Annotated in this window: 15 protein-coding genes; 13 read left to right on the top strand and 2 right to left on the bottom strand. The window is 35.5% G+C overall.

Annotated features, from left to right (window positions below; genetic code table 11):
- Positions 1 to 16: 16 nt before the first annotated feature.
- A complete protein-coding gene (locus tag IEU51_RS02615) occupies positions 17 to 1633 on the bottom strand; it encodes a PucR family transcriptional regulator (RefSeq protein WP_186087249.1) in 1617 nt (538 codons plus the stop codon).
- A gap of 352 nt (positions 1634 to 1985) precedes the next feature.
- Between IEU51_RS02615 and IEU51_RS02610 the strand changes: the two genes are divergently transcribed.
- The 6 genes from IEU51_RS02610 to IEU51_RS02585 all read left to right on the top strand — a co-directional run bounded on the left by IEU51_RS02610 (position 1986) and on the right by IEU51_RS02585 (position 7328).
- Positions 1986 to 3383: an NCS1 family transporter gene (locus IEU51_RS02610; RefSeq protein ID WP_186087252.1), complete on the top strand. Its 1398-nt coding sequence runs from the start codon at positions 1986 to 1988 to the stop codon at positions 3381 to 3383.
- 140 nt (positions 3384 to 3523) lie between these two features.
- Positions 3524 to 4885: an allantoinase AllB gene (gene allB, locus IEU51_RS02605; protein ID WP_186087255.1), complete on the top strand. Its 1362-nt coding sequence runs from the start codon at positions 3524 to 3526 to the stop codon at positions 4883 to 4885.
- 203 nt (positions 4886 to 5088) lie between these two features.
- Complete coding sequence (locus IEU51_RS02600; protein WP_188349266.1) at positions 5089 to 5277, top strand: hypothetical protein; 189 nt, start codon at positions 5089 to 5091, stop codon at positions 5275 to 5277.
- Between the two features lie 161 nt (positions 5278 to 5438).
- Positions 5439 to 5843 carry a toxin C-terminal domain-containing protein gene (locus IEU51_RS09430; RefSeq protein ID WP_408634870.1) on the top strand — a complete coding sequence of 135 codons (405 nt, stop codon included), beginning with the start codon at positions 5439 to 5441 and terminating at the stop codon, positions 5841 to 5843.
- Positions 5844 to 6371, top strand: a complete 528-nt coding sequence (locus IEU51_RS02590) for a hypothetical protein (protein ID WP_188349265.1) — start codon at positions 5844 to 5846, stop codon at positions 6369 to 6371.
- A 633-nt stretch (positions 6372 to 7004) separates the two neighbouring features.
- Complete coding sequence (locus IEU51_RS02585) at positions 7005 to 7328, top strand: MerR family transcriptional regulator (protein WP_186087262.1); 324 nt, start codon at positions 7005 to 7007, stop codon at positions 7326 to 7328.
- Between the two features lie 727 nt (positions 7329 to 8055).
- Here IEU51_RS02585 and IEU51_RS02580 read toward each other — a convergent pair.
- Positions 8056 to 8862: an alpha/beta hydrolase gene (locus IEU51_RS02580; protein WP_186087265.1), complete on the bottom strand. Its 807-nt coding sequence runs from the start codon at positions 8860 to 8862 to the stop codon at positions 8056 to 8058.
- Positions 8863 to 9028: 166 nt separating this feature from the next.
- On the opposite strand from IEU51_RS02580, the gene allC reads away from it, so the two are divergent.
- The 7 genes from allC to IEU51_RS02545 are packed head-to-tail and all read left to right on the top strand — an operon-like array spanning position 9029 to position 17043.
- Positions 9029 to 10252 (top strand): allantoate deiminase, encoded by a 1224-nt coding sequence (gene allC, locus IEU51_RS02575; protein WP_186087268.1) that lies wholly within the window; start codon positions 9029 to 9031, stop codon positions 10250 to 10252.
- 49 nt (positions 10253 to 10301) lie between these two features.
- A complete protein-coding gene (allE, locus tag IEU51_RS02570; protein WP_186087271.1) occupies positions 10302 to 11093 on the top strand; it encodes a (S)-ureidoglycine aminohydrolase in 792 nt (263 codons plus the stop codon).
- A gap of 30 nt (positions 11094 to 11123) precedes the next feature.
- Positions 11124 to 12155, top strand: coding sequence for an ureidoglycolate dehydrogenase (gene allD / locus IEU51_RS02565; protein WP_186087273.1), 1032 nt, complete (start codon positions 11124 to 11126; stop codon positions 12153 to 12155).
- A gap of 16 nt (positions 12156 to 12171) precedes the next feature.
- Positions 12172 to 13224: an ureidoglycolate dehydrogenase gene (gene allD / locus IEU51_RS02560; RefSeq protein ID WP_186087276.1), complete on the top strand. Its 1053-nt coding sequence runs from the start codon at positions 12172 to 12174 to the stop codon at positions 13222 to 13224.
- Between the two features lie 20 nt (positions 13225 to 13244).
- Complete coding sequence (gene fdrA / locus IEU51_RS02555; RefSeq protein ID WP_186087278.1) at positions 13245 to 14984, top strand: acyl-CoA synthetase FdrA; 1740 nt, start codon at positions 13245 to 13247, stop codon at positions 14982 to 14984.
- Between the two features lie 2 nt (positions 14985 to 14986).
- A complete protein-coding gene (locus tag IEU51_RS02550; protein ID WP_186087281.1) occupies positions 14987 to 16270 on the top strand; it encodes a YlbE family protein in 1284 nt (427 codons plus the stop codon).
- Positions 16270 to 17043, top strand: a complete 774-nt coding sequence (locus IEU51_RS02545; RefSeq protein WP_186087284.1) for a DUF2877 domain-containing protein — start codon at positions 16270 to 16272, stop codon at positions 17041 to 17043. The genes IEU51_RS02550 and IEU51_RS02545 overlap by 1 nt, the downstream gene beginning before the upstream one ends.
- Position 17044: the final 1 nt, after the last annotated feature.

Raw genomic sequence — 17044 nt, 5'->3', positions numbered from 1 at the left:
TTATTTTATTTAGATGTTATAAATGTTCTACAGGAAGTACTTCTGAGATGAATAACGCGAGTCTAATATCTAAAGATTTTTTTGGGTCTGTGATATCTGTGTTTAAAATTTCTTCACATTTATTAATTCTATATTTAACTGTATTTCTATGCACATAAATCAAGTTTGATGTTTTCGTAATATCGAACTGATTTTCCATATAAACTTTTAAAGTGTTTTTAAGTTCTTTATCTTTTGTATTAGTAGGGAAGGCAAGATCTCCTAAAGTATATGTGACGAATGGTCTCAGTTTGTCGACAGGTAAGAGTTGCATTAATTCCTCAAGATTTCTTGTTCTATATTTCTCTAAGAATTCCATACTACCTTCACTGTTGTGAATGTTATATGTTTCTAGAGCCTCTAAGAATGCTGAACCAATTTGTGAAAGTTCTGATACCTCATTACCAATACCGAACGATAATGAATCTCTAAAGAACTTCTTATATTCTTTCTGTAAATGCTTTAAGTACGGCAAGTAATACTCGTGTTTCTTTTGGAATAGGATTGCAAATTTATTCAGTTCACCAAATCCAAATACTGAGATTGATTCATCTAATGTTTTTAACACACTTTCAAGCCATTGGAATGTTAAATGATATCTTTCTTCTACATATTCACTGTTTTCTATGTCGCTGTGTTTATCAATTCCACATACAAATACACGGTAATAATTCGATTTAATAAGATTGTAGTGTTCGAAAAACTCTGAGTTGTTGTGCATATTCAGTGGTAAATTATCCGGTAAATTCACGAGAGACTGGAAGAACGTGTTTGCCTCATCTTGTTCAGTAGCCTTAATCTTCGTGTTTTTGTATATCGCGAATGACAGTGTATTTATTGCTTGTTCAATCGCAAGTAAACTAAATGGATAATTTATTTTGTGTATATCACTTACTACTAAATAATACGGGAAGTAGGTAAGTGCGGGTACTTCAAACACTGCATACTTATCATCTAAACTTACGCGCTGTTTGTCCTCAGCTGGAATATAAATGTCATGGAAGTACTTCAAGTGTTCCTCTAACATCCTTTTATTATTATTAAATTGATAACTTGCGACTTCTACTTTTAAGAATGGGTTCATTAAAATCAGAGGAAGCTTTAGAAACTTGCTGAGTGAATCCACCATTCTTTCTACTGTAAAGTCTTTAATTAACATGCTGTTCATGCGCTGTTGTACTTCTAATGCAAAGTATAACTTTTGTGTTTCATCACTAGAAATATAAGAGCTGACTTCATGTATTGCTTGGCCGAGCTTCCAATTTGCTGGGATTTCGATAATAGGAAATCCCAACGCATCTGCATGCTCAATAACTTCTTTGTCGATTTTTTTTAAGAATCGACTTGTTTTGATTCCGAGACCTGCAATTGGAACTTTATTGAGCTCAGTGATTAAGTCAATGAGTCCTTGTTGATCGTCTTTGAAGAAAATACCTGTTGTAAGTAGAAATGTATTTTGAGATACGAAATTCTTAATATCAGGTGCTTCAGTTATGTCTGCGCTCATTATTTCACGCGTTAAATCCGCGTTTTGGTTGATTGGTTTAAATACTGAAAAACGGTCAACGCCCAGTAGTTCTTGGAATGTTACCATATATGAAAACTCCTTAAAAATAAAATAAGAAAACATTTAGTCACATTTGCACAAAAACAAAATCATATTTGTGTGTTTGGAACAAAACAAAGTTGTTTTGTATATAGTAAACTATAGTTAAATTCAATGTAAATTATGAAGCGAATATTTCGGTTTTCTTTAATAATATTTGACACATGTTTGATATACATAATTAGAAAACTTTCTGTTATTAATAACAATAACAGAATCTTATTATAACACTAATTATGAATATAATTGTATATTTGATTTTAAAGAGAATCAATTCAACTAGAGGGATGGGTTCGTGAATTAGTTTTACTGAGATTTAAATTAAAAGGGGTGGACACATTTGTCTCATGAACAAAATTCAGCGGCTGAAGCTGTAGAAGCTAAAAAAGTTGCAGATTCACTAAAGCCTAATGGGCCAGAGGATCGTACACTTGGACCAGGAGGATATGTTTCTCTATGGATCGGTGACGGAGTAAACATGGGTAACATGACACTCGGTGCAAGTACGATCGCTGCCGGTGTTGCTTTACTCAACATTTGGCAAACAATTGCTGCTGCAATGCTTGCAATTGGTATCATTTCTGTTTTATTCGCGTTAAACGATAGAGCAGGTTATAAATACGGTATCTCATACGTCACACATTTAAAACAGTCTTTCGGTGAAAAAGGAACACTCGTTTCTTCATTACTGCGTGCTGTTCCAGCGATTATCTGGTATGGTATCCAAAGCTGGATCGGTGGTACTGCGTTAAACGAAGCATTAAAGATTCTTACTAATGATGCATTTGATAACGTAGCAATTGCATTTGTAGCAATCCTTTTATTACAAATCGTAATTTCTATGTTTGGATTCAGCGGTATCAAATGGATTGAATCTATTGCATCAGTTGTGTTAATGATTATTGTTGCAACAGTGTTTGTAATTCTTCTTAGAGATCACTCAGACAAAATTGCGGATACTTGGGTAAGAGCAGAAGGGACTTGGGGATTACCATTCTTCGGATTCGTAATGGCGTTCCTTGGCAACTATGCTGCCATCTTCTTAAGTGCTGCAGACTATTCTCGTGAACTTAAGACAGGTTACTCAGATGTAAAACGTAGTTTATTATACTTCTCACCAATCACGATTGCGTATGGTTCAGTAATCATGGTAGGTGCGATGTTAGCAAGTGCAACTGGTTACGCAAACCCTGCACTCGGTTTACCAGCATTATTCGATAACGAAGGTATGCAGTTATTCATTTCTGTGTTCATCGTGTTTGGTGCAATTGCAGTTAACATGGTAGCAAACATTGTAACACCAACTTATGTCATTCAATTATTTACTAAATTCAACTACAAAGTTTCAGTTACAATCACGGGATTACTTGCAATGGTTTCATTCCCATGGGTACTCGTACAAGATTCTAACGCAACTGGACTTGAAACTTTCATTCACATCTATTCAGCGTTCTTAGGACCAATGATTGCGATCTTAATTGTTGAATATTATGTACTTAGAAAACAACATCTTGACATAAAAGAGTTATATAGAGAAGGCGGATACTACGAAGGCGTTAACTGGGCAGCGATGCTTGCATTAGCAATTGGTGCTGCGGCAGCGTTCTTACTTGTAGACATCGGTTGGATTATTGGTCTCGTAACAGCAGGGATTGCTTACCCAATTATTACGAAGTACATGTTTAAAAACTCTGACTACAAGATTGGTACCATCTATGAAAATAGAATAGAAAAATAATCCGTTTAAATAACGATAGAGACATATTTGCTTTCTATCGTTATTTTATTCGGACTTAATTAATTGTGTTCAATATAAAAAAGCTTTATATTTGAAATAAGTAAAAGGTGAGAAATACTCAATATGAAAGGTGAACTTTTATGAAATTTGATTCAATTATTAAAAATGGCTTAGTGATTTTACCTGAAGGTGAAGAACGTGTAGACGTTGGTATTAAAGACGGTAAAATTGCAGAAATTGGAAAAGACCTCGGTACTGAAGGAAATGTTATTGATGCTACTGATTTAATTGTTTCTCCAGGTATGATTGATGCACATGTACACATTACTGAACCAGGTGGCGGTTACCGTGATCTATGGGAAGGTTATGATACAGGTACGCGTGCTTCAGCGAAAGGTGGCGTGACTTCATTCATGGAAATGCCATTAAACCAAGTTCCAGCTACTGTTGATAGTGAATCATTCGACAAAAAAGTCGATGCGGGTAATGGTAAGTTATCTGTGGATGTTTACAGCTACGGTGGTTTAGTACCATTTAACTTAGATGGTGGAATCCAAGAGTTAGACGACAAAGGTGTCGTAGCATACAAAGCATTCGTATCAACTTGTGGAGACCGTTCAATTGACGGGGACTTCATGAACGTAGATGATTACTCGCTATATGAAGGTATGAAGCAAATTGCTAAAACTGGTAAAGTTTTAACAATTCACGCTGAAAACGCATCGATAACAGATAAACTCGGCGAAATCGCATATAAAAATGGTGAGAAATCACTTGCTGCTTATGTAGACTCGCGTCCAGTATTTACAGAAGTTGAACCAATTCAACGTATTATACTTTTCGCGAAAGAAACAGGATGCCGCATTCACATTGCACACTTAGCATGTGCTGAAGGTATTGATCTTGTTAAACAAGCACAAGAAGAAGGCGTAGATATTACGTGTGAAACTTGTACACACTACCTATACTTCCACAAAGAAGAGTTAGACGATATTGGTCCAGTAGTTAAATGTTCACCACCAATTCGTGAAAAATCTCGTCAACCAGGAATGTGGGAAAGAGTTATGGATGGTAGAGTAAGCATGGTCGTAAGTGACCACTCACCATGTACACCAGATTTAAAAGATACAGACAATGCGTTTGAAGCATGGGGTGGTATCTCTGGTATCCAAAGTAACGTTGACATGTTCTTTGACGAAGCAGTTCAAAAACGTAACATGCCATTAAAAACATTTGCTGATTTGATTGCTACAAACGTTGCGAAACGCTTTGACTTAAAAGATAAAGGAAGTATCGAAGTTGGTAAGGATGCAGACTTTGTAATCATTAAACCAAACTCACCACACACTTTAAAAGTTGAAGATCTTGAATACAGAAACAAAATTTCACCTTACTTAGACCGTGAATACGGTGCGCAAGTTGCTAAGACAATCTTACGCGGTGAAGAAATTTACTCATTAGAAAATGGCGTATCAGATATTAAAATCGGACGCTTCTTATAAGTAAAGATTATTTAGAGGTTAACTCACAAAGAGTTAGCCTCTTTTTTATAATAGCTCATCATTGTCTAAAAGTTATTACACAGAAATATGGACTTGACTATCTTCCTGAATAGTTCTATAAGAAATTTAAGCCATTCTTTAGCATAAAAGAACTTATAGCCTTGTATCGTACTTCAAATAATCGTTTAAACAACTATTACTCTATGCACAATGACTTGGAACTACGTCAAGAAGTTACTATTATCGCTGTACAGAGTCTAATTAAAAAATTAAAACAGTACCATCAAGGTAAATCGGAAGCAATCAAGAATATGTTTGCTTATTTAAACGCGACTATTGATGTGTTATGTGCAAAGAATGATATAAACGGCGATTTATACGCCTTTATTTAGCATACAATCAAATACTGATATAATTGTTTATGGTAACTAGTCACAAAAAAATTCCCCAAAGGTACTACTATACCTAAAGGGAATGTGTTTATCATGAAACTATCCTCGTTTGTTATCTGTATTATATCATGTTTAATTTATATAGAAAGAAGGTTAATAAGATGTATTTTTTTAAGAAGATTGCTTCTATTACTATTGTGGGAATTTTAGCAAGTTCAATTTTCTTTAGTAGTACAGATTCACAAGTACACGCTCAAACATCAAAAGTATATATTTCTAAGAACAATGAAGGAGTGTCTATTTCTTCAACTCGTAATCATTTAAAAGGTCTTGAAACTGGTGCAGGTGCTATTGCAAAAAGTTTAGGCTATTCTCGTACAAATTATTACTCAATGGGACAAAAAGTTTATAAAAGTAATGAAAATAAAAACCCAATTTATATTACAAGAGATAATGGTTCTCATATTGGTGGATATTGGAATGGAGCTAGAACTGTAAAAGATCTTGCACGTAAAGAAACAAGAAGTGGAACCTATGATAAAAACCTTAGAAGGTTAGGTGATTAGATGAGTAATAATGCTCCTTTTAATCTAGATCTTACTAACGTTAATATTAGTCCTTACCTTTATGTAGAAAATAAAAATAGAGTAAGGTTTGATTTTGATAATATAAATAATTTTATTATTAATTTTATTATTGACCAGTTTAAAAATGAAGAATTATTAAATATACTTTATCTATCTAATGTTTCGGTCAATGAATCTTCACAAGATTCATTGAACATAGCCACAAAAGAATATTTAAACTTATATAAATCTTCACATTTATGGAAAGAAAAAATAATTAATGTCATTGATGATGGAGATTTAATAGAATATACTTTTTCTGAAATAAAAGATGTGAATATAAGCGCTGTTTATGATTATTATTTATATATGAAAACAACAGAAGCTCAAGATAATTATCTTTATTTTTATAACAAAAATTTTATTATTAACATGAATAGTGATGTTCTTGATATTGTTACTAACAATGAAAAATTTATTAAAAATATAAAAACTTCAATTATTTCTTATGATAAATATCATGAGTAGCTTAAAAATGCTAATTCTATTTAATATAGAACGAGCATTTTTAAATGTATTTAATATAGAATTACATTTAAAAAGGAGTGGTATTTATGACAATACTTAAGAATGGTCATTTTCAGGGTATATTAATAGTGTTAATAGTTGCAGCACTAGTAACATTAATTATTATGCTATCGTATTCGTATTTTAATCTAACAGAAATAAATACTTTAGTAGACGATGCGGATAAAAGAAACTTAGAATACGAATTAATTATACATAATAATTTAACCAATTCGTATACTTTTAATATAGTAGAGCAATAAAAAGCTAAGTATAGGGAGTTATTACTTCTTCTACTTAGCTTTTTAGTTATTGTGATATATCAATATTTAATTAGATAAAATTATAAAACAAAATAACAAGCATTTAATACAGATACAATTTTCAAATAATTAATTTATTTTTGTTCTACTTCTCTAGTAGATTTCCTAAATAATATGTTTCTAAGATGTTTATCTAATACGTACTTATATCAACTAATTTTATTATTTATATGTTGCGTTAATAGCTACATATATAAGGGTTTTAACGCTTATTATGGCATTGCGTTAACATACTAATTAATTGTTAATTAACGCTAAGGAGAGGGTAACTTTGGAGCATTTTAAACAACTAAAACAAGTTGCAGAAGAATTAAATGTCACTGTCAGTTATTTAAGAGGATATGTCACTGTATTAGAACAAGAAGGATATTCATCCCATATACAAAGAGATAGTAGAAATCATCGCTTATTTTCGGAAAAGAATATCGCAGGGCTTAAAAATATGATTCATTTGATAAAAAATGCGACTTATACGATTCAAGAAGCTGCTCAAGATTCTGTGCAAAATACAGATATGATCCATGAATCTATAAAGAAAAATAATCATTCAGAGAATATAGAAAATTTTCTGCAGAGGGTAATGTACAAGAGTTAATAGAGTTAAACAGAATGATGTTCAAAGAGATTAAATCTTTAAATGATAAAATATCATTAAAGATTCATTGTATAAAAGTTATTACACAGAATTATTGACTTGACAAAGAACTCAAGATTCCACGACATGATTAAGAGCTAATCGTAACGTGGTTTTCAAGAATTCAAGATTCCACGACATGATTAAGAGCTAATCGTAACGTGGTTTTCAAGAATTCAAGATTCCACGACATGATTAAGAGCTAATCGTAACGTGGTTTTCAAGAATTCAAGATTCCACGACATGATTAAGAGCTAATCGTAACGTGGTTTTCAAGAATTCAAGATTCCACGACATGATTAAGAGCTAATCGTAACGTGGTTTTCAAGAATTCAAGATTCCACGACATGATTAAGAGCTAATCGTAACGTGGTTTTCAAGAATTCAAGATTCCACGACATGATTAAGAGCTAATCGTAACGTGGTTTTCAAGAACTCAAGATTCCACGACATGATTAAGAGCTAATCGTAACATGGTTTTCAAGAATTCAAGATTCCACGACATGATTAAGGGCCAATCGTAACGTGGTTTTCAAGATCAATAAATTCCACATTACGATCAACACACAAACATCATGTGGTTACAACGAAATTTAAGTATACATGACGTTTATTATCTAAAATCATGTACCACTGCAAACCGAAGTCCAAACGATAAAAAAAGCGCTGCTTCTGCAGCGCTTTTTACTCATGCTAAAAATTCTAATGCTTCCCTATAAATTTGTAATGTTTCATCAGTAACAGTCTGATCGAAGTCATGCGTGTTTTTATCTAATTCTATAAATTTACAATCTGGAATAAGTGTAGATGCGTGTTTACTATAATCAAACGGTACATCTGGATCATTATTCGCATGGACGAGTACGGTTTTTGGCATGTGTTTAAGGTCCTCATCAGTGAGGAAGTACTTATTATCTTCTAAATTTACACCTAATTTTTTTTGCCATAAAGATTCATTGCGGTAGTAGAGATAGAGTAAGAATCTTGGATTTGGTAATGCTTCTGTTATAACCTCGAACTTCACGTTTTGTTTTTCAATTGAGCTACTCAACATCGGTGCAAACTTCACTTGGTCTTTTGGTAAACTCATGAAATCTCTATGTGTGAAGTCGTAATAACCATATAAAATAAATGCACCTGATACTTCAAAATGTTTACTGAATAAATAAGATAAATATCCACCAGCACTTCGGCCAAGTACATAAATCTCATCTGTAAAATTCTTCTTAGTGTAGTTATAAATGTGAGTAAGATCTTCAAAAATATCATTTAAGTCAGACTCAGGCACAAGGCGATAGGCAACACTAAACAAATTAAATTCTTCAGTGATGAGGTTTACATACTCATTCGGTAAATCGTTCTTAGTACCAAAAATAAGCCCACCACCATGAAAATATACAATCGTTTTATTAGAATGTTCGTTTTTAGACTTAAAAAAAGTTCCGTTCAAAGAATATTGTTCGTTTTCAAAAATAGTATGTTCTGCTGATTTCATTAATATAACCTCTTTCTTTTGTTTATTTTATCTTAATCACAAAAAATTGTCTTGGTTTTGTCTAAAGTAGATAAAAGCAGGGTATGGGTTTGTTGAAAGTGTCAATGAGGTTAATACTTATCAAGCGTATAATTGTATATAACTATAAAAGGAGTGAGCAAAAACGATGGATATTCGTTCTACTTTTGAAAGATTAGATGAGAAATTTACTAGTTTTGGTGGATTAGAGCCACGAGGAATAACTCGTCTTCTATATTCTCCTGAGTGGAGAGAAGCTGTTCAAGCACTTATCGCTGAATTTGAAGAAAACGGTTTTGAAGTAAAAAAAGACAGCATTGGTAACATCACTGGTCGTATCGAAGGTTCTGAAAAACCAGAAGAAACAATCATGGCAGGATCTCATATTGACACAGTTGCACGTGGTGGACACTTAGATGGACAATACGGTATTTTAGCAGCACTAACTGCAGCAATTTATCTTAAAGAAAAATACGGACAACCAAAACGTTCAATTGAAGTATTATCACTTGCTGAAGAGGAAGGAAGCAGATTCCCTTACACATTCTGGGGTTCTAAAAACTTCTTTAACCTTCAAGACAACAAAGATGTTGAAGATATCGTTGATGCGGAAGGCGTAAAATTCGTAGACGCAATGAGAGAATCAGGGTTTGATTTCCGTTCAGATGACAAGGTAAGAAATGACATCAAAGCATTCTTAGAAATTCATATTGAACAAGGTCAAGTACTAGAACTCGAGAAAAAACAAATCGGTGTTGTAACTGGTATCGTTGGTCAAAAACGTTACACTATCAACCTCAAAGGTCAAGCAAACCACGCAGGTACAACTCCAATGGGCTACCGTAAAGATACAGTAGTTGCATTCTCTGAAATCGTACAAAACTTAGTAGGTAAAGCGAAAGAAATCGGTGACCCTCTCGTATTAACATTCGGTCACGTTACGCCAGTACCAAACACAGTAAACGTAGTTCCAGGAGAAGTTGAATTCTCTGTAGACACTCGCCACATTGACCAAGAAGAACTTAACAAATTTGGTGAAACTGTAGAATCTACTATTAAAGAAATTGCTGGAAAATATGGTATGGAAGTAGACATTAACCTTTGGATGGATGAATCACCATCATTAATGGATGATGAAATCATCAAAACTATCGAAGAGTCTGCTAAAGAATTTGCTGGAGACAGCTACAAAGTTATGCCGTCAGGTGCTGGACACGACGCGCAAATCTTTGCTGAGTTCGTACCAACTGGTATGATTTTCGTTCCTTCAATCGGTGGTATTTCACACAACATTGAAGAAGAAACAAATATCGAAGACTTAGTTCGCGGTATTGAAGTACTTGCTCAATCAATCTACAAACTTGCTTATTAATTAAAAAATTGTTTTATTAAATTTTTAAAACTTTTAGGGGGATATATAAATGGGTTACTTAAACCATCAACAAGGCTACAGAGAAGGCCTATTAGAACTTAGATCAGTAGTAAAAAAAGATAATTATGCTGTTTTAACTCCAGACGGCTTAGTAAATAACGTCGTACCAGGATTTGACGACTGCGACATCACAATCTTAGGTTCACCAAGAATCGGTGCACGTTTTGTTGACTATCTAGTTACACTTAAAAACAATGGTGGAAACACTCAAGGTTTTGGTGGAAACGGAATTCAAACATTCATCTATGTAGTATACGGAAATATCACAGTTACTGTTGACGGAAAAGAGTATGAATTAACTGAAGGTGGATATGTATATGCACCACCTCACTTAGAAATGACTTTCGTGAACAACAATAAAGGTGAAGATTCAAGAGTATTCCTTTACAAAAAACGTTACCAAGAAGCTAAAGGTGTTGGCCAACCAGAAGTAATATCTGGAAATAAAAACGACCTTACTTGGAAAGCATACGAAGGCATGGAAGAAGTTCAAGTTACAGACTTCTTACCAGCAGACCTTGCTTATGACATGAACATCCACATCCTTTCATTTAAACCAGGTGCTTCACATGGTTACATTGAAACACACGTACAAGAGCACGGTGCATACGTACTTTCAGGACGTGGTGTTTATAACTTAGACAACGAATGGATGCCAGTAGATAAAGGTGATTACATCTTTATGGCAGCTTACACTCCACAAGCAACTTACGCAGTTGGATTAGATGAAGAATTCTCTTACATCTACTCTAAAGATGCAAACAGAGATATCGAACTATAATTTTAAATTAAAGTCAAAGGGAGGGATTCGATGTCAGAAAAACTAGTTAGAGTACCTGCTGATAAATTAAGAGAGTTATTCAAACAAAAATTTATCGCAAATGGTATGAAAGAAGAATTTGCAGATCGTACCGCAGATGTATTACTGTGGGCTGACGAACGTGGTATTCACTCTCACGGTTCTGTGAGAATGCAGTACTACTCAGAAAGACAAGCCAAAGGTGGATTTAACAACGACCCAGAATTTAAATGGGAAAAAACAGGTCCTTCGACAGCGATTTTCCACGGTGATAACGCTAAAGGAACATATGTAGCACATGAAGCTATGGAAAAAGCTATAGAAATGGCTGAAGAAAATGGTGTAGCAGTAGTGGGAATGTCTAGACTTTCTCACTCAGGTGCGATTGGTTACTACGTTGAAAAAGCAGCTGAAAAAGGTATGGTAGCTTTATCAGTAGTACAATCTGACCCAATGGTTGTACCATTTGGTGGATCTGAACCTTACTTTGGTACTAACCCGATTGCTTTCGGAGCACCTAGAGCTGAAGGTAATAAGCCAATCGTTTTCGATATGGCAACAACAGTTCAAGCTTGGGGTAAAATTCTCGATGCAAGAAGTAAGAATAAAGAAATCCCTGACACTTGGGCGGTAGACAAAGACGGTAAACCAACAACAGATCCTTGGGAAGTTAACGCACTTTTACCAGTTGCAGGTCCTAAAGGTTACGGACTTATGATGATGGTAGACGTTCTTGCTGGATCATTACTTGGATTACCATTCGGTAAGCACGTTTCATCAATGTATGCAGATTTATCTGAGTACAGAAACTTAGGTCAATTACACATTGTAATTAACCCTGATTTCTTCTCATCTAAAGATGCATTAATTGAAAAGATGGAACAAATGGTTCAAGAATTACACGATCAAAAACCAGCACCTGGATTTGACCAAGTATACTATCCTGGTGAACTAATGAATGCTGTAAAAGAAGAGTACGACAAAGATGGAATTCCAATACCAGAAGACATTGTAAATTTCTTAGAATCTGACCGATTATATTAATAAGTAGGTGTATTCAGTGCACGTAGAACAAACAAAATTATTTGAACTCATGAAGAATAAATTTGTTAAAGCTGGCGTAAATGAAGAAACTGCTAATGCTATGGCAGATGTACTTGTATGGGCTGACCACCGTGGGATTCACTCTCACGGTGCTGTCCGTGTTGAGTACTATGCTGAACGTATTGCTAAAGGCGGAATCACTAACAATCCAGAGTACAAATTTGAAAAAACTGGACCAACATCTGCAATCTTAGATGCAGATAACGGAGCAGGTCATGAAGCAGCACGTTACGCTATGGAAAAAGCAATAGAAATTGCTGAAGAAAATGGTGTAGCAGTAGTAGGTATTAAGCACATGTCTCACAGCGGTGCACTCGGATATTTCACTGAGATGGCTGGTAAAAAAGACATGGTGGCTTTATCAGTATGCCAATCAGATCCTATGGTTGTACCATTTGGTGGTACTGAAGCATATTTCGGAACGAACCCAATCGCATTCAGTGCGCCATCAAACGATGATCGTATCATCACATTTGATATGGCAACTACTGTTCAGGCGTGGGGTAAAGTTCTTGATGCTAGAAGTAAAGGTGAAAAAATCCCTGATACATGGGCTGTAAATGATAAAGGTGAACCAACAACCGATTCAAGAGATGTACATGCTCTTGTACCAGCTGCTGGACCAAAAGGTTACGGCTTAATGATGATGGTAGACGTACTTTCAGGTAGCTTACTCGGATTACCATTTGGTAAACATGTCTCGTCAATGTATCATGATTTAACTAAAGGACGTGACCTTGGTCAATTACACATTGTAATTAATCCACGCTATTTTACAGATTTAGAGTTGTTTAAAAAGCAAATCAGCACAATGCTTGATGAGCTTAAAGAACAACCTGCAGCACCAGGTTATGGGGAAATCTATTACCCAGGTGAACGCGGATTACTACGTGCTAAAAAGTACGATGAAGCTGGTGGAATTGAAATTGTTGATGACATCTATGAATATTTAATCAGTGATGATGTTCATTACGATCGATACCACGGCAAAAATAAATTTGCTGAATAATATAAATATGGAGGCACATAATGTTATACACAATTACTAAACCAAACACTTATCAAGACTCAATCGTTTTGATGTTATTATCTAACAAATTAAACGAAGTTGAGGGTGTAAACAAAGCACAAGCTATGATGGCAACTCCAGCAAACAAAGATATCCTTGCTGGTGGTGGTTTTGATACTGAAGAAATGAGAGAAGCTGGTGCTAACGACATCGTTATCGTTGTTGACACTGATGATGAATCTAAAGTAGAAGAGATTTCAGCTTTAGTTGATTCAGAACTTGCTGGTGGCGCAGATGACGAGGAAGAAGTAGAAGCAAATAACTGGAGAAAAGCTTTAACAATCGCTAAAGAGCCTAACGTTGCACTGATTTCTTTACCAGGTCAATACGCGGCTATGGAAGGTATGAACGCACTTCATAACAACCTAAACGTATTCATGTTCTCAGACAACGTTTCTGTAGAAGATGAGCGTAAACTTAAAGAAACTGCACACAAAAAAGGATTACTCGTAATGGGTCCTGATGCTGGTACTGGTGTAATCAATGGTACGCCTCTTGCATTCACAAACATAATCAACAAAGGTAACATTGGTGTAGTTGGTGCTTCTGGTACAGGTATCCAAGAAGTAACTACAATTACCGACCGTTTAGGTGGCGGCGTAACTAACGCTATCGGTACGGGTGGTCGTGACCTTAAAGATGCTATCGGCGCAATCACTATGATCGACGCTATCAAAGCATTAAACAGTGACCCATCAGTAGACGTAATCACTGTATTGTCTAAACCTTCGTCAGAAGCAATTCAAGATAAAGTAAATAGCGTACTACGTTCATTAGACAAACCAGTAGTTGTTCTTTACCTAGGTGACACTCCAGAATATACTGAAGAAAACATTTTCCACGCATATACTTTAGAAGAAACAGCAATTGCTGCTTTACAAAAATCTAAAGGTGAAGAAGTTTCATTCGAACCATCAATCAAAGAAGACGTTACAGCGAACTTTAATGACAAACAAGTTGGAATCCGTGGATTCTACTCAGGTGGTACGTTAGCAACTGAAGCTGCGATGTTAATCAAACATGCAACTGGTGAAGAATCTGCTGAAGACGAAGCATTCGTATATAAGAGTGAACACCACCAAATCATTGACCTAGGTGATGACATGTACACTCAAGGTACACCACACCCAATGATCGACCCAGCAAACAGACTAAAAGCTCTAGAATCAGCTGCATCAGACGATGAAATCGCAGTTGTACTTTTAGACAACGTACTTGGATATGGTTCACACAAAAACATGGCAGCACAACTTGCTCCAGCAATCGAAAAATTCCTTGCAGCTAAGAAAGACGCTGGCCAAGAAGTAGTAGTTCTCGCAACAGTAGTAGGTACAGACAAAGACGTACAAGGTTATGACTCACAACGTCGTATCTTAGAAGGTGCTGGTGCAGTAATCTGTGATACAAACGACCAAATGGTTCGTACTGCACTTAACTTAATTGGTGAAAAAGTTGAGCAACCAGTAAGAGAAGTAAAATCATTTGATAAAACAAATGAAGATCTTACAGTTGCAGACAGCTTAAAAGACTTAATTTCAGGAGAACTTTCAGTAATTAACATTGGTTTAGAAGGTTTCACAGAAGCACTAGTTGACCAAGAAGTCGATTACGTACAATTCAACTGGAGACCATCAGCAGGTGGTAACGAAGAATTAATGAAAGTACTTCAGTTCTTAAATCACTACGAAGGAGACATTTAATAATGGGATTCAAAACAATTGATGAAGCAAACGAAGCAGTAGTTCAAAGAATGATTTCAACACAACCAACACTTATGGACGTTGTACCAGCAAAATCAGTAATTCCTGAACTTAACGATGAAAACACGAAAACATTATTACACGCAGGACCCCCAATCCGTTTCGACCAAATGTCGGATCCAATGCAAGGTTCATGTGTAGGTGCGATTCTTTTCGAAAAATGGGCAGATAACGAAGAAGACGCACGTAAAATGTTAGAAAATGACGAAATTCGTTTTGTACCATTCCACCATGTAAACGGTGTTGGACCAATGGGTGGTATCACTTCAGCTAACTTCCCAGTATTAGTTGTTAAAGATACAAGCAATGAAACTGAAAATAATACAGCATATTGTACTCTAAACGAAGGTATCGGTGCGGTATTACGTTTCGGTGCATTCGGTCCACAAGTAATCGAAAGATTAGAATGGCAACGTGATGTTTTAGGTCCAGTATTATCTAAAGCATTAAGAAAAATTGAAGGCGGAATGAACGTTAACGGTGCGATTGCTCGTGCAATTGCTATGGGTGACGAATTCCACCAACGTAATATTGCTGCTTCATATGCATTCTTACGTGACTTAGCTCCAATCATTACGGCTTTAGAAGACGTAGATCAAAAAGATAAAGAAGATGTAATTCAGTTCTTAGCCGACACTGACCAATTCTTCTTAAACATTGCAATGGCTGCAGGTAAAGTTATGACTGACACTGCACGTAATGAAATTCAATCAGGTACAATTGTAACTGCAATGTGCCGTAACGGACATGAGTTCGGAATCCGTATCGCTGGTATGGGTGACGAATGGTTCACAGGTCCAGTGAACACACCGCAAGGTCTATACTTCACTGGATTTTCAGAAGATGACGCTAACCCAGATATGGGTGACTCAGCAATCACTGAAACAATCGGTGTTGGTGGTATGGCTATGATCGCCGCTCCTGCAGTAACTCGTTTCGTAGGAACGGGTGGATTCAACGATGCACTTGAAACTTCAAACGACATGGCTGAAATCACAATTGCAGAAAACCCTAACTGGATCATTCCAACTTGGAACTTCAAAGGCGCTCCTACAGGAATTGACGCACGCTTAGTAGTTGAAACAGGAATTCTTCCAGTAATTAACACTGGTATTGCAAACAAAGTCGCTGGTCGTGGTCAAATTGGTGCAGGTACAGTAAACCCTCCGATGGAAGCTTTCGAAAAAGCAATTACAGCATACGCTAAAAAACTTGGTATGGAGTAATGTTATACACTGCTAGTGTGGCGGGTTCTGCCGCACTGCACCTTTTAAAAACAGAGCGGGAACTTAAAATCCACTCTGTTTTTAATAATGGTGTGAATCTTGTCAATAAGACTGGAACACTCTTGTTCATTGGTACAGATAAGAATGGATACTTTCCATTTGGCATCACTCTTGACCAGTACAGTGTCAAAGAAGTAGTTACAAAATCAAAACCACATGATAAAATTACAATCAACCGACAAGAAATCAGACACAAAAATTATTCAATCATGTTAAATCAGGTTGAAGAATTTAGACCAGACTTTGACTTTCATTTAGCAGATCTTAATCAGCTAAGAGAAAATTTTAAGCACATTGATTTCTCAAGTTATCAAAATTCTGATTTCGATGATTTGAAAATGAAAAAATTGCTTGATGGACTAAAGAACTACAGTCCAGAACTTGAAACAACATTAAGATATTTTGTTGGACGAGGTAAAGGACTCACTCCAACAGGAGATGATATTTTATCTGGCATACTATATGCTGATGCGCTCGATAAATTCATTGATGATAGAAGTTATAGTTTAATTGAACGACTCTATAACGAGAATCTAACAACAATGGTATCAAAAGCATTTATTCTACTTGCTTTAAAAGAAATATTTAGCTCTAGAGTTACAGCATTACAGCGTAACCCTAGTGTAGAAACAATGAATGCATTGAAAGCACTTGGTTCTTCATCAGGACTAGACACATTGTATGGAATATACAAAACTTTAAATCAGGAGTGAA

The organism is Phocicoccus schoeneichii (genome assembly GCF_014635565.1).
GTDB lineage: Bacteria > Bacillota > Bacilli > Staphylococcales > Salinicoccaceae > Phocicoccus > Phocicoccus schoeneichii.
The sequence above is the reverse complement of the archived record's forward strand: the minus strand, read 5'-3'. Positions and strand labels throughout refer to the sequence as shown.

Coding starts and splice junctions, on each gene's coding strand:
- IEU51_RS02615 (WP_186087249.1), bottom strand. CDS start 1,633: ATGGTAACATTCCAAGAACTACTGGGCGTTGACCGTTTTTCAGTATTT.
- allB (WP_186087255.1), top strand. CDS start 3,524: ATGAAATTTGATTCAATTATTAAAAATGGCTTAGTGATTTTACCTGAA.
- IEU51_RS02600 (WP_188349266.1), top strand. CDS start 5,089: ATGCACAATGACTTGGAACTACGTCAAGAAGTTACTATTATCGCTGTA.
- IEU51_RS09430 (WP_408634870.1), top strand. CDS start 5,439: ATGTATTTTTTTAAGAAGATTGCTTCTATTACTATTGTGGGAATTTTA.
- IEU51_RS02590 (WP_188349265.1), top strand. CDS start 5,844: ATGAGTAATAATGCTCCTTTTAATCTAGATCTTACTAACGTTAATATT.
- IEU51_RS02580 (WP_186087265.1), bottom strand. CDS start 8,862: ATGAAATCAGCAGAACATACTATTTTTGAAAACGAACAATATTCTTTG.
- allC (WP_186087268.1), top strand. CDS start 9,029: ATGGATATTCGTTCTACTTTTGAAAGATTAGATGAGAAATTTACTAGT.
- allE (WP_186087271.1), top strand. CDS start 10,302: ATGGGTTACTTAAACCATCAACAAGGCTACAGAGAAGGCCTATTAGAA.
- allD (WP_186087273.1), top strand. CDS start 11,124: ATGTCAGAAAAACTAGTTAGAGTACCTGCTGATAAATTAAGAGAGTTA.
- fdrA (WP_186087278.1), top strand. CDS start 13,245: ATGTTATACACAATTACTAAACCAAACACTTATCAAGACTCAATCGTT.
- IEU51_RS02550 (WP_186087281.1), top strand. CDS start 14,987: ATGGGATTCAAAACAATTGATGAAGCAAACGAAGCAGTAGTTCAAAGA.
- IEU51_RS02545 (WP_186087284.1), top strand. CDS start 16,270: ATGTTATACACTGCTAGTGTGGCGGGTTCTGCCGCACTGCACCTTTTA.